Below are 19551 nucleotides of genomic sequence, written 5' to 3'. Positions count from 1 at the left end.
CTACCGTAACCGTCCGCTCGTCCTGAGGCCAAGGCCGCCGGGACGAGCGACGAACCCCATGGCCACAAGCGCCGGCACGGCTTCCATCGGCGGATCGGCCAGCACAAACTCCGCGCGCCACCCGCCATTCGCATGGATGCGCAAGTCCAGCCGCTCCATGCCGCCGCTGCCGCGCAGTGGCAGCAGCAGTGCGGCTCCGTCGCAGCGGGCACGGCCGCTCAGCAGGATCGGGCCTCCGCCCAACGCGCCCAGCGGCGGCAGCGTGGCGGTCACGCTGCCTTCCGCTGAAAGGCAACGGCCGTCCGCCAGCGCCGCGCCGAACCCGGCGAAGTTGATCGCCTCCACCGGCAGTCCGCCAAAGGCACCACCCGGCGCCACGGTCCCGTCCACCGACGAAAGCCGAACCTCCCCGCCCGCGCCCGAAATCCGGCCATGCAAGGGATCGGCCCCGCCGCGGCGCAGCCACACCTCGCGCCGCCCCACCAGCAGCGGCAGCGGCGAAAGCCCAGCGTCCACCGTGCCCAGCACGAATGGTCCGATAGCGGCATCGCGCACCCGGCCCGACCATATGGTCCCTTCGGCCGCGCTCGCCGAAAGGCCCGGCACCCCGCCCAGCACCAGTCGCAACGGCAACAAGACCACCAGCGCCGCGAGGAACAACAAGGCGAGCGTCATCCGCGATCCGGCGGGCCAGCGCCCGTCGCGCAGGAAAATCCAGCGGCCGATCATGGCCCGGCTCGCCGGAACGTGACTTCGACCGCAGCCGTGCCATCGGGCGAAGGCCGCACGGCAAGGCTTTCGACCGCCAGGCCGCGCGCACCAAGGCGATCGATCCAGCCAAGCGCCGTGACGGGAGGTGCCGACGGTATCACCAGCACGACCCGGTCGCTCCCCCGCGGCTGCACCGACTGGACGACAAGGCCCGCCTCCTGCGCGCTGACGGACACGATCTGGTCGAGCGGTGCCGATGCGGACTCGCGCGGCGATACGCCCGGCGTCATGCTGCGAACCGCCGTGACAAGGCGCGCGCTGCGCTCCACCGCTGCCGCATGGCGCGCCTCGGCATCGTCGAGCGCGTGGCCCACGGGCAGCACGATCCCATAGACACCGACGACCAGCGCGGTCAGCAGCGCCGCCAGATCGACCAGACGGCGTTCGCGCCCGGTCAGCCCGGCGCGCCAGTCGAGCAACGCCCTCATGGAGCCCTCAGCGTGATCGCGGCGACGGTCGCGCCGGTGGGATCGGGGCTGAGCGACGGCGGAACGGTCACTTTCCAGCCCTGCCGTTGCAGCGCGATCAGCACGGCATTCACGTCCTCCGCACGCGGTGCGGCGGCGGTGAAGCGCAGCGTGCCATCGCCGTCGAAGCCCAGATCGCGCAGCCGCAGCGCGGGCACCGGACGCATCGCCGCCAGCAGCGCCGCCGCAGGCGCTGGGAATGCCGCCGCCCCGGCACCGCGCCGCGCCGCTTCCGCCAGCACCAGCCGCTCCGCGCCGTCGAGATCGCCCGCCGCCGGGAACTTCGCCTGCACGGCGGCCAGCGCCTCGGCCTCGCGTGCGGCGGTGTCGCGATCGAGCCGCACGATCCACACCAGCATCAGCACCAGCCCGAGCAGCGCCGCCACAGCCGCCATCCGCGCGATCTGGACCCAATCCGCCACATGGAAGAACGAAACCCGCGCCGGCGCATAGCGGCCTTGCCGCAAGTCCAGCGGCGCGCGCGCATGAAGCGCCAGCAACGCCGCATCGAGCGCCTCGGTCGCGACCACATCTGTCCCGCACCCGCCGCCCAGCGCCTCTACCAGCGCCAACTCGCCCGCGAACGCCGCTTCGGCGGTGCGGGCCAGCGGCTGCCCGCCCAGCTCAGCAGTGACCACTCCAGCTTCAGGCCGGGGCAGCGCCAGCGCAGCCGGCACCAGTGCCCGCACCGCCAGTTCCGCGCCTTCCGCTGCCGCCAGCCACCAGTCCATATCCGCAAGGCCCGCCGTCGCCGCAAGCAGGCGCCCGTCCGCTGCCGCCACCGCGACATGGCGATCCGCCTCGGCGCCCGACTGCCCCGACAGCGCGATCCGTTCCGCCGCAAGCGCCTGCGCCGCGGGCAGGTCGGGCAAGGGTTTGTCCCGCACCGGTGCCGCAGCGGAGGGCACCAGCAAGGTTGCCGGCGTCGCGGCGACCCACGGCAGTTCCTCGCCCGGCAGCCACGCGCGCTCGCGGCCCAACGCGCCATCCGCCACGCGCCACCACCGCCACGCACCGCCGGGGGCGTCGGGCAGCAGCGCGATCACTCCGTCGGGTGCGGGATCGCCAAGGGGAACGGGCTGCGCCATCGCCGCGCGTCAGTCCTTCTTCGCGGTCACGTCGGCGGCAAGCCCGCTGCCGCCCGGCTGGCCATCAGCGCCGAGCGAGAACACCTCGAACGCCTGCCCATCGCGGCCGGGGACGACATATTGGTAGGGGTGGCCCCAGGGATCGTTGGGCAAATCCTTGATATAGCCGCCGCTGCGATAATCCTGCGGGCTAGCCAGCCCGGCCGGCGGGGTGCGCAGCGCGGCGAGGCCTTCGCCCTGCGTGGGGTAAGCCCCCAGATCGAGGCGATACATTTCCAGCGACTGGTCAAGCGTGGCGATATCGGCCCGCGCGGCGACCACCTTCGCCTTATCGCCCACCGGAATCACATTGTAGGCGACCACCGCCGCCAGCAGCGCCATGATGAACAGCACGACCATCAGTTCGACGAGGCTGAAGCCGTTGGCGACGGGGCGCGAGGTGCGGTCCCCGGTGCGGCCCGAAGTGCGGCCAATGTGTCGGTAGGTGTTCATCGGGTCACAGTCCGGTCAGGTTCTGGAGTTGCAGGATCGGCAGCAGGATCGCGAGGATGATCAGCGCCACGACCGCGCCCATCACGACGATGATCGCAGGTTCGAGCAAGGCCATCGCGGTGGCGGTGAAACTTTCGAACTCGCGCTCGAGATAGTCGGCCGCGCGTTCGAGCATCAGGCCCAGCTGCCCCGCCGCTTCGCCGCTGGCGGCCAGATAGACCAGCAGCGGCGGGAACGTGCCCGCCTCGCGCAGCGCGGTGGAAAGCGAGCCGCCGGCGCGGACCTGCTCCGTGATCCGGGCCAGCGCATTGCGCTGGACGCTGTTCGACACGGTGCGCGTCGCGAGCCGCAGCCCGTCCACCAGCGGCAGCCGCGCCTCGATCATGGTGGCCAGCGTGCGGGCGAGCGCGGCGGCATGGACATCGCGCACCAGCCGGCCAACGAACGGCAGGCCCAGCACCGCCCGGTCCACGCGAAGCCGGAAACCCGGATCGCGCAAGGCCCGCGCGAAACCGAAAGTGGCCGCCAACAGCGCCAGCAGGATCGCCCACCACCATCCCGCAAGAACTTGCGACACCGCGATCACGCCGCGCGTCAGCCACGGCAACTGGCGGCTGGCGTTGTCGAACTGCTCGACCACGCGCGGCACGACCGAGATCATCAGGCCCGCGACCACGGCGATGGCGACGAACGACAGCACGACGGGATAGGCCAGCGCGGCCAGGATCTTCGCGCGCACCGCCGCCTGCCGTTCGAGCAGGTCGGCAAGACGGTTGGCGATGGCGGGCAGGCTGCCCGAGTTCTCGCCCGCTGCGATCATCGCCCGGTAAACGGGGGGAAAGCTCGGCTCCTCGCGGCGCATTGCCTCGGCCAGCGGCAAGCCCTCTACGATGCCGGCATGGACATTGCCCAGGATGGCCCGCGCCCGGGGCTTTTCGGTCTGGCGCGCGATGGTGCGCAGCGATTCCTCCAACGGGCTGACCAGCATCAGCGAGGCGATCTGGCGCGTGAACAACGCCAGTTGCTTGGCGGAAAGGCGCGGTGCGAACAGCGATCCGCGCCCGCCGCCCTGCGCCGTGCCGCTCGCCGCCCGCCGCGCCGAAGCCGCGACATCGGGCGCCAGCGCCACGATGTGCCACTGGCGCGCCGCCAGCTTTTCAGCCGCCTGCCGCTCGTCCCCGGCCTCGACCGCGCCGCGCCGTTCCAGCCCTTTGGGGTCGATGGCATGATAGGCGAAGCGCGCCATCAGCCGTCCTCGCGCCGCAGGATGCGTGCGGCTTCGGCCGGACTGGTCAGGCCGTCCCGCACCAGCCGGCGCACCGCTTTGGCCAGCCGCGGCGCATCGGCGAAGGCATGGCGCGCGATGGCCGCTTCGCTTGCGTCTTCATGGATCAGGCGGCGCACGGTTTCATCGACACGCAGCGCCTCGAACACGCCGATCCGGCCGGCATAACCAGTCTGGTCGCAACGCGCGCAGCCCACCGGTTCGCGCACAAGGCGGCCCGGTTTGATCCCCAGCAGCTCGGCAAGGGCCGGCTCGATCGAACGCTCCACGCTGCAATGCGGGCACAGCCGCCGAACCAGCCGCTGCGCGATCACCGCGCGCAGGGTGGAGGCCAGCAGGAACGATTCGACGCCCATGTCGCGCATCCGCGTGATCGCGCCCACCGCATCGTTGGTGTGGACGGTCGACAGCACGAGATGGCCGGTGAGCGAAGCCTGCACCGCGATTTCGGCGGTTTCCCGGTCGCGGATTTCGCCCACCATGACCACGTCCGGATCCTGCCGCAGGATGGCGCGCAGCCCGGCTGCGAAAGTCAGGCCCACCTTGGCGTTGACCTGCGTCTGGCCCACGCCTTCCACCGCATATTCCACCGGGTCCTCGACCGTGAGGATGTTGCGCGCGCCATCGTTCAACAGGCGCAGCGCGGCATAGAGCGTGGTCGTCTTGCCCGATCCGGTCGGCCCGGTAACGAGCACCACGCCGTTGGGTTCGGCCAGCGCGCCGCGCAAAGAGGCTTTGGCCTTCTCGCCCAGCCCCAGATGGGCGAGGTCCAGCCCTGCGTTGTCCTTGTCGAGCAGGCGCATGACCACGCGCTCGCCCGCACGATTGGGCAGGGTGGAAACGCGCACGTCCACCAGCTTGCCGCCCAGGCTGAGCGAGATGCGCCCGTCCTGCGGCAACCGGCGTTCTGCAATGTCGAGCCGGGCCATGACCTTGATCCGGCTGACCAGCACCGGCGCGACGTGCGGCGGCATCCGCAGCTTTTCCGCCAGCACGCCGTCCACCCGCATCCGCACGACCAGCGCCTGTTCATAGGGTTCGATGTGGATGTCGGACACGCCCTGCCGCAGGCCTTCGGCGATCAGCCCGTTGATGAGCCGGATCGCGGGCGCATCGTCGGCGCTGTCGAGCAGGTCCTCGGCGCTCGGCAGTCCAAGCGCCAGCGGGTCCAATCCGTCCAGCCCGATATCGCCCAGCGCCATGTCGCCCGCCACGGCAGCGGCGGCACCGTCCACGGCATAGCGTTCGGCGAGAAGCCGCTCGAAATCAGGCGCGGGAACCGTGCGCAGCGTGAACGGCCGGCCCAGCATCCGGCGCAGGTCGAGCAGGGCAAGCGGATCGCTGCCCGCGCGCATCGCCACTTCCGCCCCGTCTGCCGTTTCCGCGGCGAGCAGGCCGGTGTCGCGGGCGCGAGCATAGGGCCATGCGAGCGGCAGCGCGGCCACCGTCGCCGCGCCAGCAAGCGTAACGCCCGGCGCGATTTCGGGTTCGACGGATTCGGGCGCGCCGTCCATCGTCAAGGCCGGGGCGCGGTGCTCGGCGGGAGCGGCAGCGGCTGGACCATGCCGGAGCGCGGCGCGATCACCGTGTCGGTGCCGGGCTGCGGTGCGGGCGCCACCGGAAGCGCGGCCCCCATATAATCGACGATCAGTTGGTCGATGCTCGGCTCCCGCTTGGGATCATAGGCGGCCTGCGCATCGCGGATCACGCCGTAACGGCGGGCGGTCAGCGCGGCGCGGTCCGCCCCGTTGCGCATGATCGTGGGCCGGATGAACACCATCAGGTTGGTCTTCACGTGGCTTTTCCCGCGCGACTTGAACAGTTCGCCCAGGATCGGCACGTCGCCCAGCAGCGGCACTTTCTCGATGGTGCGCCGCTCGTTGTCGTCGAGCAGGCCGCCCAGCACCACGATCTCGCGGTCGCCCACGGTGACCGTGGTCTTGATCTCGCGCTTGTTGATGATGAGTTCGCTGTTGCTGGACGAAACCGGCCCGGCGATCGAGCTGACCTGCTGGCGCAGGTCCAGCCGCACCTGGTTGCCCGCGTTGATCTGCGGGGTAACGTCCAGCTCGATGCCCACGTTCTGGCGCTGGATGGTCCGGAAGGTGTTGTTGTAATTGGCGGAAGACAGCGCCTCGCCCGTCGCCACCGGGATCTCCTTGCCGAACAGGATCGAGGCGGGGACGTTGTTGTTGGTGGTGATGTGCGGCGTGGACAGGATGTTGGAATTGCTGTCCGCCTGCACCGCATTGATCAGCGCGCCGAAGAAGCGGTCCTTGCCCAGCTCCGTCGCAAAGCCGCCGAACCCGCCCTGCGCGCCCAGGATCGCGCTCGCCGCGTTCTGGCGCAGCAGGTCGGCGGTCGGCGAATTGGTGCTGGTGGTGACGGTGCTGCCGTTGATCACGGTCGTCGTCTGGTCCAGCCTGTCGGCATAAAGCCCGCCCGCGATGTCGATGATGTTGGGCGAGACGTTGGAAAAATTGGAGACGGCAAAGGGAATGTCCTTGCCGCCGATCAGCATCTGCACGCCCAGCTTGCGCGCCACGTCGTTGGAAATCTCGACGATGATCGCCTCGACCAGCACCTGTTCCTGCGGAATGTCGAGCTGGCGGACCAGTTCGGTCAGGCGGCGCTGTTCATCGGCCGGTGCGGCGATGATGACCGCATTCGCGCCGGGATAGCGCGTGATCGTGGCCGTACCGCGCCCGCCTTCCAGCTTGATCGGCCCGGAACCCAGCCCGCCGCTGGTGCCGCCGGTGGGATTGATGCCCGCCGTGCCTGCCGCCGCGCCGCCCGCAGGCATCGTGCTGCCCTGCGTGCCCGCCGTGGAGGTGGTGTTACCACCAACGCCCCCCAGCGAAACGGGCGCCTGCGAACCGGACGCCACTTCGCTGCCGCCCTGACCGCCGACCAGCCGTTCCAGCACGGGCACCAGCACCGCCGCATCGGCATAGTCGAGCCACAGCACCTTGATCTCGCCGCCCAGTGCTGCACGCGCATCGAGCTGGCGCGCCATGGCGGAAAGCTTCGCCAGCGTGGCCGGATCGCCGCGCAGCAGCAGGGCGTTGGAGCTGTCCACCGCGACCACGCTGGCCAGCGCCCGCCCGCCTTCTCCGCCAGCCGGGATCAGCTGGCCCAGCGCGGTCGCGATCTCTCGCGCGCCGGCGTGTTCCAGCAGCACCGTCTGGGTGGAGGACTGGTCACGGTCGATCTGACGCAGCAGCGCGCGGATACGGGCGAGGTTGTCCGCATAATCGACGATGACCAGCGAATTGCCCGACTTGTTCGCGGTGAGCGAGCCGTCCTTGCTCACCAGCGGGCGCAACGTCTCGACCGCCTGCGTGGCATCCACGGTCCGGAGCCGGACGATCTCGGTCACCATCTGGTTGCGCGCCGCGCCCCGGCTACCGATGCGAGTGGGCTGCGTGGCCGCGCCATCGGCGGGCTGTACGCGGAAGGCGCCGTTGCCGGTGGGCACCGCGATCAGGCCGTTGGCGCGCAGGGTGGAAAGGAACACCTCGAAGTATTCGGACCGGCTGAGCGCCCGGTCGCTGACCACGCTGACTTTCCCCTGCACCCGCGCATCGACGATGAACGTGCGCCCGGTCACTTCGGCGGCGTCGGCGATAAAAGCGCGAATGTCCGCCTCGCGCACGTTGAGCGTATACTGGGCCATTGCGCCCTGGGGGAGCGCCAGCACGGTCGCGGACAGGGCAGTGAGCAGGTGTCTGAGGTTCATGGTGCCAATGTGATCGCGAGCGGAAGCTGGCGGTCGCCGCGACGGACGGTGACCGAAACGGAAGCGCCGGGGCGCAGCGCACCGGCAAGAAGCGCGCCGTCGCCAGCGCCGGAAACCGGCTTGCCATCGACGGCGGTGATGACGTCGCCCGGTTGGAAACCGGCGGCGCGGAAGACCTTGCCATCGCCCGACGGCATCACTTCCAGCCCGGTCACGCGCCCGCCCTCCGCGCGCGGGCCGAAGCCGATGCCCCGGCGCGCAGCATCGACCGTCAACGGCCCGGCGGCACTGGCGGGAGCCAGCGTATCGCGCACCGGATTGGCAGCCACCACGCGGTCCGCGCTGGGCGCATCGCCGGACTGGTCGAGATAGAGCAGTTCGCGCGCGCCGTTGCGGCTCAGCACCACATGATCGAAAGCGACTGCCGCCAGCGTCACGCCCGGCTGCACCTCGCTGCCCGTGCGGACCACCTGCTGCACGCCGCCTGCCCCCGCGATGATCGCGCTGCCGCCGCCACCCGGCGTGGAACGCGTGGCGAAAAGGGTCAGTGCCAGCGAGGTCACCGCGCCGGTGTCGGACGAAGCCGGCCCAGCGGACGACGCAGCACCCCGGTTGAACGGGTCGACCGACGCGAACAGCGCGGCGCGCTCCGCCGGCGATGGGATCCGGACGGTGGCCGGGCGCCACGCGCCAATGGGCGAAACCGGCGTCACCAGCGCCCACAGGATCGCGGCGCCAAGGCTCGCGATGGTGGCGGCGAGCGTCCACCACAACATGGCGTGCAGGGTCAGCCCGTGCGGCAGCGCCGCCCGCCTTGCCCCGATCATCGCGCCGCGCCGGATCACGCCCCCGAACCCTCCCCCACTGGCGGAACTGCCGATTCAGCGGTTCGCCAGCCCCAGCCATACCAAGCGCTTGCGGAATTACCAACGATAGCCCGCCCGATCCGCCGCGCCTGCAATCAAGGGCTTGCGGCGGCAGCGCTGCGGCGCGACACCTGCTGCCTGATGTTCGGCCTTGTCCCCGCCCCGCTCCACCGCGCGCTGCTGCGCGCCGCGCATCCTGTTCGGCTGCGGGTATGGGGCCTGCTGCGGCTGAAAGTGCGCGGATGCAGCGTGCTGGCCTTCGATCCGGAAGGCCGGATCCTGCTGGTGCGGCACAGCTATCACCGGCGCGAGGCGTGGATGCTGCCCGGTGGCGGGATCGGGCGGAGCAAGGACCCGGCGCGGTCGGGCGCAAGGGAACTGCGCGAGGAAACGGGCTGCCGGCTGGAAGAAGCAACCTGGTTCGCGACATTTCCGTTCCGCGCTGCTGGCGGCTGGACCAACGTGACCGAACTGGTCACCGGCACCACGCAGGACCCGCCGGTCGCCGATGGGCGCGAGCTTGAGGAAGCGGCCTTCTTCCCGCTCGATGCGCTCCCCGAAGGCATCTGCGGCGCGCCGCTGCACTATCTGGACCTGTGGCGCGCCTGGCGCGCGGATCAGAACGGCAATTCGGCCTGAGGCGCGCTGCCGGCGGCGGCCGGCCCGGGCGCGCCTTCATCCTCGTCGTCGGCTGCGCCATCCAGCGCGGACAGCGTCAGCCCCATCAGCCGCACCGGCTGCGGCAGGGGCAGCACGGCATCGAGCAGCGCCCGCGCGATGACCGCGAACTCGGCCTTGTCCGCGACAGGCCGGGGCAGCGAACGCGCGCGGGTCATCGCCTGGAAGTCGATGAACTTCAGCTTCAGCGTGACCGTCCGCCCCTTGGCGCCGCTGCGCTCGATCCTCTCCCACACGATATCGATGATCCGCTCCAGCGTCTCGCGCAGGACCGGGCCGGACGACAGGTCGCGGTCGAACGTGCGCTCGCCGCCCACGGACTTGCGCGGACGATCGGCGCGCACGGAACGCAAGTCTATGCCACGCGCCGCGCGGTAGAGGTAATCGGCGAAACTGCCGAAATGCTCGCGCAGGAAGGCGATGTCGCGGGCGCGCAGATCGGCGCCGGTCTCGATGCCCAGCGCTGCCATTTTCTCCGCGCCGCGCGGGCCTACGCCGTGGAACCGCTTGACCGGCAGCCCCGCGACGAAGGTCGCCCCCTCACCCGGGCGGATCACGCACAGGCCGTCCGGCTTGTTCTGGTCGCTGGCAAGCTTCGCCAGGAACTTGTTGTAGGACACGCCCGCGCTGGCGGTCAGGCCCGTCTCCTCGCGAATCCGTCGCCGGATGATCTGCGCGATCCGCGTGGCCGAACCGATCCCGCGCACGTCGTCGGTGACGTCGAGATAGGCCTCGTCGAGCGACAGCGGTTCGACGTGGGGGGTATAGTCAAGGAAGATCGCCCTGATCTGCTGGCTGACCGCGCGGTATACGTCGAAGCGCGGCTTGCGGAAGATCAGGTCCGGACAAAGCCTTGCCGCCCGCACCGACGGCATCGCCGACCGCACCCCGAACACCCGCGCTTCATAGCTTGCCGCAGCCACGACCCCGCGGTCGGACGATCCACCGACCGCTACCGGCTTGCCGCGAAGCGCCGGTTCGTCACGCTGTTCGACGCTGGCGAAAAAGGCATCCATGTCGACATGGATGATCTTGCGCAATCCGCCGGCACCCCCGCCCGCACCTTCGCGGGCCCGCGTCTCATCTTCCTCGCCGTGCTGCTTGCGCGCGTCCATGTGCGGCATGATAGGCCACATCGCGCCGCAGCATAAAGGGCTGGCCGATCCTTGTCCGCCACCCTAAGGCCGGCGCCATGAACCGGAAGACTCACGAGACTCCGGGGCCGCGCGCGCTTCCGGACGCCCAAGGGGGCGAAAACAGCTTCAGCATGGGCCACCGCGAATTCGTCGCCATGATGGCGATGATGATGGCATTGCAGGCGCTGGCGATCGATACGATGCTGCCTGCGCTGGGTCAGATCGCGCACGATCTGGGCGTGTCCGATCCCAATCGCCGCCAACTGGTGGTGGGGGTCTACCTGCTGGCCGGCGGCATTGGCGCGCTGATCCCCGGATCGCTGGCCGACCGCTTTGGCCGCCGCCGCGTGGTCCTGGCCAGCCTTTCGCTCTACGTCGTCCTGTCTGTGGCATGCGCCTTGGCCACCAATTTCAACACGCTCCTCGTGCTGCGCGTGCTCCAAGGGCTTGGCAGTGCGGGCATGACGGTGGTGCCAAGCGCAATCATCCGCGACCGGCACGCGGGCGACCGCATGGCGCGAATGCTGTCCACCGTCTCGATGGTGTTCATGATCGTACCGATTCTCGCGCCCAGCCTGGGCCAGTTCGTGCTGATGTTCGCAGGGTGGCGCTGGATCTTCGCGGCGCTGGCGGTGCTGGCGGTCCTGCTCGGCATCTGGGTCTGGGCGCGGCTCGAGGAAACGCTGCATCCCGAATTCCGCCAGCCGATCCGGCCGGCTTCGATCGCGGTCAACATGGCCCGCGCAGCCACCAACCGCGGCGCGACGGGGTATGTCATCGGGTCCGGCCTCGTGATGGGCGGGCTGTTCGGCTACGTGAACTCGGTCCAGCAGCTGGTCGGCGAACATTTCGGCGCCGGCGCGCTGATGCCGCTGTTCTTCGCGGCGACGGGCGCGGCCATGTCCTTGGCCAGCTTCTTCAACGCCCGGATCGTCGAACGCTTCGGCGCGCGGCGCGTGTCCCACACCGCGCTGCTGGCATTCATCCTGTTCAGCACCACCCAGGTCCTTCTGGCATCTCGCCCGGACGAAACCCTGTGGCAGTTCATGCCGGTGATGGCGGCCAACGTCTGCCTGATCGGCTTCATCGGCGCCAACTTCAGCTCGATCGCGTTGCAGCCTTTCGCCCAGACCGCCGGCGCGGCCAGCTCGGTGCAGACGTTCCTGCGCATGGCGATTGCTTCAGGCCTCGGCATGATGATCGGCCAGGCCTATGACGGCAGCGCAAGGCCGCTGGCCTGGTCGCTGCTTGCCGGTGCGCTGCTTTCGCTCGCGCTGGTGCTGTTCAGTGAAAAAGGGCGCCTGTTCCGCCGCATCCACCCGCCGGGAGGCCCGCGCGTGGTGGTGGACTTCCACTAGAGCGCCGGTCGCCCGCGTTCAGGCCACGGCCCGATGGGCGGCGGCCAGCGCCTCGTCCAGCGTGCCGGGCCGGCTGAAGTAGTAGCCCTGCATCAGCCGGATACCCAGCGCGCGTGCCGCCTCGGCCTGCTCCTCGGTCTCCACGCCTTCCAGCGTGCAATCGATCCCCAGCTGCCACGAAAGCGCGACGATCATTCCCACGATCGCCCGCGCATCGGGATCGCCCGGCAGCGCCGCGGCCAGTTCGCGATCAAGCTTGATCATGTCCAGCGGCAGGTCGCGCAGCTGTGACAGGCTCGACCAGCCCGCACCGAAATCATCCAGCGCAATGCGGAAGCCCAGTTCGCGGAACGCGGCCAGCTGCATCGCGGCGCGGCGCGGATCGGCCATGATCGCGCGCTCGGTCACTTCCAGCGTGATCGACTGCGGCACCGCACCGGCATCGCGCACGATCGCGGCGATCCGTTCCACCGCGCCGTCGCGCACGATATCGCGCGGCGAAAGATTGATGGCGATGCTGATCCCGGTTTCCCACGGGCGGCATTCGGCCAGCGCGCGGGCCAGCACCAGCCGCGTCAACTCGCCCGTGCGGCGGGTGGCTTCGGCAATCGCCAGGAACGTGCCGGGCGCATGCCACTGCACGCCATCCGGCGACCAGCGCGCCAACGCCTCGACCGTGACGATCCGCCCTCCGTCGAAATCGTGGATCGGCTGGTAAAGCAGCTTCAGCCGGTCATCGAGCGCGCAGTCGTTGAAGCGGCGCGTAATCTCGATCCGCTCCTGCAGGGCGACCTCGTCGTCCGGTCCGAACAACACGACCGATCCGTCGCCCCGATCCTTCGCCTTGTAGAGCGCCGCGTCGGCACGTTCGAGACAGCCGCCCAGTCCCTCGCCGCGCACCCGGTGCAGGCCGATCGACGCGCTCAGGCGCAGGCGGGCTTCCTGATGGCCGATCTCCTCGCGGATCGACGATACCAGCCGCGCCGCCAGCCCGGCCATGGCAGGGCCTTCCAGCGCGGCATCGAACAGCACGGCGAACTCGTCCCCGCCCAGCCGGCCGCTCGCCAGCACGCCGGGCACCGCCGCGATGCGTTCCGAGATCACCTTGAGCGCCTCGTCCCCCGCCGCGTGTCCATAGGTGTCGTTCACGAGCTTGAACCCGTCGAGATCGATCAGCGCCAGCCATGGCTTGACCGGCGAAGGCGAGCCGATCGCCTCTTCCACCCGCTCAAGGATCGCACCGCGGTTGAGCCCGCCAGTCAGCGGATCGATGCTCGCGCGCACGGTCGCTTCGCCGGCAAGGCGCGCGGTGGCCTGCTCGCGCCGCGCGAGTTGCTGCCGCGACAGTTCCAGCCCCACGAAATCGTGATGGTGCCCCTGGCTGACGAACAGCAGGATCGCCGTGACCACCAGCTGGACCAGCGTGACGTAAACCGCATTGGGATGACCCGCGATCAGAAAAAACAGGCTGCTGGGCACCACGAACGCAAGTGCGATGCGCAGCGCGGTGGCTGGCGCATGGGCAAGGCCCAGCACGCCGGAGATCATCGCCACCGCCAGCATATAGTGGATCAGGCTGCGCGCATCGTTATCGCCGAACGGATAGAGCGCCAGCCCCCAGCTGACGAACAACAGGCCGGAAAACCCGCCGATCTGGCTCATCCGGTCAAGATCGGCGCGCAGTTGATCGACCGAGCGCCGCCGGACCCGATGCGGCAACCAGTGCCGCGCACGCCATCCCGCGAACAGGCAAAGCGCCGGCCCGGCAGCCAGCAACGCCGGCGGGGCCCTGCCCATAAAGCGCACCATCAACAGCATCAGCGCAAAGACGACAACGAGATAGAGCAGCGGCAGCCGGCGCGAGAGCGAGTTGGCGTAGGCCTGGGTAAAAGCATCGCCATCGTGCTGGCGAAACGCGGCGCGAACCAAGCCCGACAGACGGCGCAGGCGCGTCATCGCCGCCTGTCTCGCCCGCCTAAGTGCCGAAAATTCCACCGAGTCCATCGGATCCGACTAGGGGCATTGCAGTTAAGAGCGAGTCAATACCCGTAACAACTCGTCGCAAACAGGCGTCCGATTATTGCCCGGAAAGTGCCGAGACCAGCGCCTTGACCTTCTTTTGCCGCCACTGCGGCAGCGGCGCAACGAGCCAATAGCCGCGGCGCCCTGTTTCGGCCGGCCCGATGGCCGCGACTCGGCCCGCCTCGATCGCGCCCTCGGCCAGCAGCAGCGGCACGCGCGCCTTGCCCAGTCCGGCGGCGGCGGCGCTGATCGCGGTGCCGGCATCCCCGACCGAAAACTGCACGTCGCTGGCACTGCCATCGGGTGCCGGATCGCCCGGCCAGCCGATCCATGGCGCATCGCCGGTCGCGCCCGGCGCGGTCACCACGATTGTCTCGGGCGAGCCGAGCGCGATCCCTTCCAGTTCGCCCGGCCCTTCGGCCCAGCGCACCGCAACGTCCAGATTGGCCTCGGTGAAATCGACGTCGCCATCTCCTCCGACGAGGAAGAAGCGCATCTGCGGGCTTTCATGGCGATAGGCGGCCAGCCGGGGCGAAAGCCATGCGGCGAAGAAATCGCGGGGGCAGGCGATCGTATAGACGTGGCTCGACTGGCCCGCCTGCATCGACTGAACGCCTTCCTCGAAGCGCAGGAAGCCCTCGCGGATCGCATCCAGTCCGGCCGAGGCCTCGTCGGTGAGTTCGAGACCCTTGGACGTGCGGCGGAACAGGACGACGCCCAGCAAGTCCTCCAGCGCGCGGATCTGCTGGCCCACGGCGGCAGGCGTCACCGCCAGCTCGTCTGCCGCGCGCGTGAACGAAAGATGCCGCGCCGCCGCATCGAGCACGCGCAGACCATTGAGGGGCAGGTGCGTCCGCTTCATGTCGTCCCCTTCCGGCGCACAAGCGCGGATGTCAATCCGGCAGGACGATCAGGCCGGTTCGTCAGCTGGCCGTCGCGGGCGCGGCCAGCGGGAAGAACGGGATCGCCACGTCGAACAGCGAACCGTCGGCGCGGCGCATGGTGTAATGCCCCTGCATACTTCCCTGCGGCGTGCCGAGCGGGCAGCCCGAAACATAATCATGCGCCTGTCCCGATCGGAGCAACGGCTGTTCGCCGACCACGCCTTCGCCGTCGACGAAGTTCACCGCACCGCGCCCGTCGGTGATCCGCCAATGCCGCGTCAGCAGCTGGACCGGCTGCGCGCCGTCGTTCTCGATCCGGATGTGATAGACCCAGAACCACTTGCCCGCATCGATGCGCGACTGTTCCGGCAGGAAGTTCACTGCGACCCGGACGGTCACCCCTTCCGTCGTCGCGGAATGTTGGAAGAGCTGTTTCATGACAGCCAAACTACTCCACAAGCGCCGACGTTCCAATGAAGTAAATTGTCCCGCTTGCCACCGTTCCCGATCGAACGCAGACGGGACAGCGATGCTCATCCGCGCCCCCGCCCTGCTTTGCGCCGTCCGTCCCCACGGCGAACACGGTGCGATCGTGCGGCTGATGACCGCCGAGCACGGCCTTGTCGCAGCCTACGTCGCCGGGGCGAAAGGGCGCGAGATGCGTCCGGTATTGATCCCCGGAAACAGGGTCGAAGCCGAAGTGCGCGCGCGCTCCGCCAGCCAGCTGCCCTCCGCCCGCATCGAACTGGTGGAAAGCCGTGGCGCCTGGCTGGGCGAGCCGCTGGCGAGCGCAGGTATCGGCTGGGCCACTTCGCTGACCGCCGCCACTCTGCCCGAAGGCCACCCCTACCCCGCGCTCTACGCGGCGCTGGGCGCGTTGCTTGATGCCATCTGCCATGCGCCGTCCGCGCGCGGCTGGGCGCGGGCGCTGGCAGGATACGAGATCCTGCTGCTTCGCGAGGTCGGCTATGGCACGGCCGGCGCCCCGCCGCCGGACGAGGAATGGACCAATCTGCTCGAACGGCTGGACCGGCAGGGCAAGGCGATCGGGAACCGCCTGCTTGCCGATCATCGCCGCGATGTTATGGGGCTGCGCGCGATTCTGCTCGATCGGCTGAAACGCATTCCGGGTTAGCGAAGGGGTTCTTCCATGAAGATTGCGGTTCTGCCGGGCGACGGCATCGGTCCCGAAGTCACGCAAGAAGCGGTGCGGGTGATCGAGGCACTGGGCCTTGGCATCGAGCTGAAGCACGCCCCGGTCGGCGGCGCGGCCTACAAGGCCTATGGCCACCCGCTCCCGCCCGAGACGCTGGAAATCGCCCGCGCTTCCGATGGCGTGCTGTTCGGCGCGGTGGGCGATCCCGACTGCGACTCGCTCGACCGCCACCTGCGGCCGGAACAGGCGATCCTGGGCCTGCGCAAGGAGCTGGTGCTGTTCGCCAACCTGCGCCCGGCCAAGGTGTTCAAGGGACTGGAAGACCATTCCGCGCTCCGTCCCGAAGTCGCTTCCGCCATCGACCTGCTGATCGTGCGCGAGCTGAACGGGGACGTCTATTTCGGCGAAAAGGGCTTCCGCACCACCCCGAACGGCGAACGCGAAGGCTATGACATCATGTCCTACAGCGAGAGCGAAGTGCGCCGCATCGCCCACGTCGCCTTCCGCGCCGCGCAGGGCCGCGCCGGACGCCTTTGCTCGGTGGACAAGGCCAACGTGCTGGAAACCAGCCAGCTGTGGCGTGACGTGGTGATCGAAGTGGCGAAGGAATACCCCGACGTCGCGCTCAGCCATATGTATGTGGACAACGCCGCGATGCAGCTGGTGCGCAACCCCGGCCAGTTCGACGTGGTGGTGACCGGCAACCTGTTCGGCGACATCCTCTCCGATCAGGCCAGCATGTGCGTCGGCTCGATCGGAATGCTCGCCTCGGCCTCGCTGGGCGAACGCCAGACCGACTACGGCACCTTCGGACTTTACGAGCCGATCCACGGCTCCGCGCCGGACATCGCCGGGCAGGGCCTTGCCAACCCGATGGCGACGATCCTGTCGGCGGCGATGCTGCTGCGCCATTCGCTGGGCCAGGACGCTGCCGCAGACCGCGTCGAAGCCGCTGTGGCCAAGGCGCTGGAGGACGGTGTCCTCGGGCGGGACCTGGGCGGCAACGCGAATACGACGGAAATTGGTGACGCGGTGCTCGAACGCCTGTAAGCGCGCGCGTCATGCTGCAACTCGCCGTTATCCTGCCGACCTACAACGAACGCAAGAACATCGCCTTGATGGTCGAGCGGCTCGACGCCGCGCTTTCCGGGCTCGCCTGGGAAGCCATCTTCGTCGATGACAACAGCCCCGACGGGACCGCCGACGAGGCGCGGCGGATCTCGCTGACCGATCCGCGCATCCGCGTGATCGAGCGCATCGGCCGGCGCGGCCTCGCCTCCGCCGCGATCGAGGGGATGTGCGCCACCGCCGCCCCTGTCGTGGCGGTGATGGACGCCGACGGACAGCACGATCCGGCGCTGCTGCCGCAGATGCTGGCGGCGGTGACCAGCGGCGATTGGGACGTGGCCTATGCCAGCCGCTTCGCCGAAGGTGCCAGCACCGAAGCATGGGGCCGCCCGGACCGGGTCAAGGCCTCGGGCCTCGCCAACCGCCTTGCCCGCCGGGTAACCGGCGTGCAGCTGTCCGATCCGATGAGCGGCTTCTTCATGCTGCGCGCCGGAACGCTGCGCGCCGACGCCCACCGCCTTTCGGGCGTGGGCTTCAAGATCCTGCTGGACATCCTCGCCACCGTCGATGCCCCGCTGCGCGTCAAGGAATTCCCGCTGAACTTCGCAGCGCGGATGGAAGGCGAATCCAAGCTCGACCGCACCGTGGTATTCGAGTTCCTCGTCGGGCTTTACGACAAGTGGCTGGGCCGCATCATCCCCACCCGCTTCGCGCTGTTCGGCACCGTGGGCGCGATGGGCGTGGGCGTGCAGATGGGCGCGCTGTGGCTCGTCCTGCACCTGCTGCTGGGCGAACGCTTCGTCTATGGCCACTGGTCCAGCAACGTCACCTTCAACGTCGCCAACACGATCGCCGCCGTGATCGCGATGTCGTTCAACTTCGTGCTGAACAATGAACTGACCTATTCCGACAAGCGCCTGCGCGGCTTCGTGCCGGTGATGCGCGGCTGGGCCAAGTTCGCCATGACCTGCTCGCTCGGCCTGCTCACCAATGTCGGCTCGGCCGCGGCGCTGAAGGCGATGGGCTTCCACGATTTCGTCGCCGTGATCATCGGCATCGTGCTCGGCTCGGTGTGGAACTTCGCGCTGTCGAGCAAGTTCGTCTGGGGCAAATACTGAGGTCGATGGAGCTGGCGCCCGGCGCCAGCTCTCCCCTTGCCGCCGGCGTTCAGCGCCAGCTCTTGATCCACGTGTAATCGACGTAGGAATTGGCGCGGGGCAGCGGCCCCGCCGCCAGGATCGGGTAGAACCCCGCGAAGAGCACGAGCGACAGGCCCGCCGCTACCCGCGCCGGCCAGCGCGTGCCGTTGTCCCACCACTCGCCCAGCACCAGCGCCAGCGCCGCGATCAGGAACAGGCTGGCGAGCGTGTAGTGATAGTAGAACTGCACCGGCTTGCCGTTCAGCGCCCAGAAGATCAGCGCCGCGACATAAAGCAATGCAACGCCGCGCCTCAGCTTGTCGCCTTTCACGCCGTCCCACGCGCAGAACACCAGCGCGGGCAGCCCGGCCAGCATCGTGAACGGATTGCCGAGCATCAGCACCCCGCGCTGCGCGCCATCGACGTTCTGGTAGAGGAACCAGATCGGCCGGATGTTGAACACCCACTGCCACCACCGGCTCATGTAGGTGTGAGGCTTCACCACGCTGTCCTGCAATTGCAGCATGTACTTCTGCCACGGGATCAAGCCGCCCAACGTCATCGGCTGGACGTGATAGAAGAACGCTGGTGCGAACGTGGCGAAATAGGCCACCAGCGGCCACAGCCCCAGCCAGACCCCCGCCTCGATCAGCGAGACACCGGGCACCGGACCGGCATCACGCGCGGTGAGGAACTGGCCCCGCCGGCCGCGCAGCGCCTGCCAGCGGTCCCAGGCGAACAGCAGGCCCGGCATCACCAGCAGCGGCGCCCCGTTCCACTTGGCCCCAAGCGACAAGCCCAGGAACGCGCCGCACAGCACCAGATGCCGCCGCCCGCCCTTGCGCCACGCCTGCGCCCATTGCCAGAACGCCAGCGCCAGCATCGCGGCCATCGCCATGTCGAGCATCGCGATGCGGCTGAGAATGAACCAGATGAAATTGCTGGCCATCAATACGCCGAACAGCAGCGTCGTCGATCGCGACAGGCTGGCCCACCACACCGCGCGCGTCGCCGCAAACAGCCCGATCGCGCCCAGCACGGCATTCGGCGCGCGCCAGCCGAAGGGCACGTCGCCGAACAGTCGCATCCCCAGCGCGATCATTTCCTTGCCCAGCAGCGGATGCTCGGGGTTGAGCCGGTGGGTCAGGTCGATCAGCCGGCGCGCGGCCGGCAGATAGTGGATCTCGTCGAACATCGGCTTCGAGGGGATGCCGATCCGGTAGAGCGCCAGGGCCAGGAACGCGGCGGTGATCGCCAGCACCCAGAGCAACGGGTCGTTGGCGGGGTGGCGGACAGCTTGCGCGGGCGAGTTCTGCGGGAGGATTTTCATGCCTGCGCACGCAGATAGGCCATTTGCAGCGGTGCAGGCAATGCCAGCCGCTTGCGCCGTCGATGCTCGGAA

18 protein-coding genes are annotated in these 19551 nt (G+C 69.2%); 5 read left to right on the top strand and 13 right to left on the bottom strand.

Annotated features, from left to right (window positions below; genetic code table 11):
* The 8 genes from gspN to OLX02_RS14470 are packed head-to-tail and all read right to left on the bottom strand — an operon-like array spanning position 1 to position 8687.
* On the bottom strand, positions 1-729 hold the full coding sequence (gene gspN / locus OLX02_RS14505; RefSeq protein WP_264423967.1) for a type II secretion system protein N: 729 nt from the start codon (positions 727-729) through the stop codon (positions 1-3).
* On the bottom strand, positions 726-1199 hold the full coding sequence (locus OLX02_RS14500) for a type II secretion system protein M (protein WP_264423965.1): 474 nt from the start codon (positions 1197-1199) through the stop codon (positions 726-728). The genes gspN and OLX02_RS14500 overlap by 4 nt, the downstream gene beginning before the upstream one ends.
* Positions 1196-2326 (bottom strand): type II secretion system protein GspL, encoded by a 1131-nt coding sequence (gene gspL / locus OLX02_RS14495; RefSeq protein WP_264423963.1) that lies wholly within the window; start codon positions 2324-2326, stop codon positions 1196-1198. The genes OLX02_RS14500 and gspL overlap by 4 nt, the downstream gene beginning before the upstream one ends.
* Before the next feature lie 9 nt (positions 2327-2335).
* A complete protein-coding gene (gene gspG / locus OLX02_RS14490) occupies positions 2336-2818 on the bottom strand; it encodes a type II secretion system major pseudopilin GspG (protein WP_264423961.1) in 483 nt (160 codons plus the stop codon).
* A 4-nt stretch (positions 2819-2822) separates the two neighbouring features.
* Positions 2823-4064 (bottom strand): type II secretion system inner membrane protein GspF, encoded by a 1242-nt coding sequence (gspF, locus tag OLX02_RS14485; RefSeq protein WP_264423959.1) that lies wholly within the window; start codon positions 4062-4064, stop codon positions 2823-2825.
* Positions 4064-5617 carry a GspE/PulE family protein gene (locus tag OLX02_RS14480; protein WP_413630301.1) on the bottom strand — a complete coding sequence of 518 codons (1554 nt, stop codon included), beginning with the start codon at positions 5615-5617 and terminating at the stop codon, positions 4064-4066. Before OLX02_RS14480 ends, gspF begins: the two co-directional genes overlap by 1 nt.
* A gap of 2 nt (positions 5618-5619) precedes the next feature.
* Positions 5620-7842 (bottom strand): type II secretion system secretin GspD, encoded by a 2223-nt coding sequence (gene gspD, locus OLX02_RS14475; RefSeq protein WP_264423957.1) that lies wholly within the window; start codon positions 7840-7842, stop codon positions 5620-5622.
* Entirely contained in the window at positions 7839-8687 is an 849-nt protein-coding gene (locus OLX02_RS14470) for a type II secretion system protein N (RefSeq protein WP_264423955.1), read from the bottom strand. The genes gspD and OLX02_RS14470 overlap by 4 nt, the downstream gene beginning before the upstream one ends.
* 162 nt (positions 8688-8849) lie before the next feature.
* On the opposite strand from OLX02_RS14470, the gene OLX02_RS14465 reads away from it, so the two are divergent.
* Complete coding sequence (locus OLX02_RS14465) at positions 8850-9347, top strand: NUDIX domain-containing protein (RefSeq protein WP_264423953.1); 498 nt, start codon at positions 8850-8852, stop codon at positions 9345-9347.
* On the opposite strand, the gene dinB is transcribed toward OLX02_RS14465, so the two are convergent.
* The gene (gene dinB / locus OLX02_RS14460; RefSeq protein ID WP_413630310.1) at positions 9326-10501 is read right to left on the bottom strand and encodes a DNA polymerase IV; all 1176 of its coding nucleotides are present in this window, start codon (positions 10499-10501) and stop codon (positions 9326-9328) included. The genes OLX02_RS14465 and dinB overlap by 22 nt on opposite strands.
* Positions 10502-10578: 77 nt before the next feature.
* Here dinB and OLX02_RS14455 point away from each other — a divergent pair, with 77 nt between their 5' ends.
* Entirely contained in the window at positions 10579-11880 is a 1302-nt protein-coding gene (locus tag OLX02_RS14455; protein WP_319641253.1) for a multidrug effflux MFS transporter, read from the top strand.
* A gap of 18 nt (positions 11881-11898) precedes the next feature.
* Here OLX02_RS14455 and OLX02_RS14450 read toward each other — a convergent pair whose 3' ends face one another.
* The 3 genes from OLX02_RS14450 to apaG all read right to left on the bottom strand — a co-directional run bounded on the left by OLX02_RS14450 (position 11899) and on the right by apaG (position 15224).
* Complete coding sequence (locus tag OLX02_RS14450; RefSeq protein ID WP_264423948.1) at positions 11899-13836, bottom strand: putative bifunctional diguanylate cyclase/phosphodiesterase; 1938 nt, start codon at positions 13834-13836, stop codon at positions 11899-11901.
* A 121-nt stretch (positions 13837-13957) separates the two neighbouring features.
* Positions 13958-14764 (bottom strand): LysR family transcriptional regulator, encoded by an 807-nt coding sequence (locus OLX02_RS14445; protein ID WP_264423946.1) that lies wholly within the window; start codon positions 14762-14764, stop codon positions 13958-13960.
* A 61-nt stretch (positions 14765-14825) separates the two neighbouring features.
* Positions 14826-15224 carry a Co2+/Mg2+ efflux protein ApaG gene (gene apaG / locus OLX02_RS14440; RefSeq protein WP_264423944.1) on the bottom strand — a complete coding sequence of 133 codons (399 nt, stop codon included), beginning with the start codon at positions 15222-15224 and terminating at the stop codon, positions 14826-14828.
* Positions 15225-15315: 91 nt separating this feature from the next.
* On the opposite strand from apaG, the gene recO reads away from it, so the two are divergent.
* Genes recO through OLX02_RS14425 form a run of 3 tightly spaced genes read left to right on the top strand, consistent with a single transcriptional unit; the run spans position 15316 to position 18128 of the window.
* Entirely contained in the window at positions 15316-15921 is a 606-nt protein-coding gene (gene recO / locus OLX02_RS14435) for a DNA repair protein RecO (RefSeq protein WP_264423942.1), read from the top strand.
* Between the two features lie 15 nt (positions 15922-15936).
* On the top strand, positions 15937-16992 hold the full coding sequence (gene leuB / locus OLX02_RS14430; RefSeq protein WP_264423940.1) for a 3-isopropylmalate dehydrogenase: 1056 nt from the start codon (positions 15937-15939) through the stop codon (positions 16990-16992).
* A gap of 11 nt (positions 16993-17003) precedes the next feature.
* Positions 17004-18128: a glycosyltransferase gene (locus OLX02_RS14425; protein WP_264423938.1), complete on the top strand. Its 1125-nt coding sequence runs from the start codon at positions 17004-17006 to the stop codon at positions 18126-18128.
* Positions 18129-18177: 49 nt separating this feature from the next.
* On the opposite strand, the gene OLX02_RS14420 is transcribed toward OLX02_RS14425, so the two are convergent.
* Positions 18178-19479, bottom strand: coding sequence for a phospholipid carrier-dependent glycosyltransferase (locus OLX02_RS14420; protein ID WP_264423936.1), 1302 nt, complete (start codon positions 19477-19479; stop codon positions 18178-18180).
* Positions 19480-19551 lie beyond the last annotated feature (72 nt).

It is taken from the genome of Novosphingobium sp. KCTC 2891 (assembly GCF_025938155.1).
GTDB lineage: Bacteria > Pseudomonadota > Alphaproteobacteria > Sphingomonadales > Sphingomonadaceae > Novosphingobium.
The sequence above is the reverse complement of the archived record's forward strand: the minus strand, read 5'-3'. Positions and strand labels throughout refer to the sequence as shown.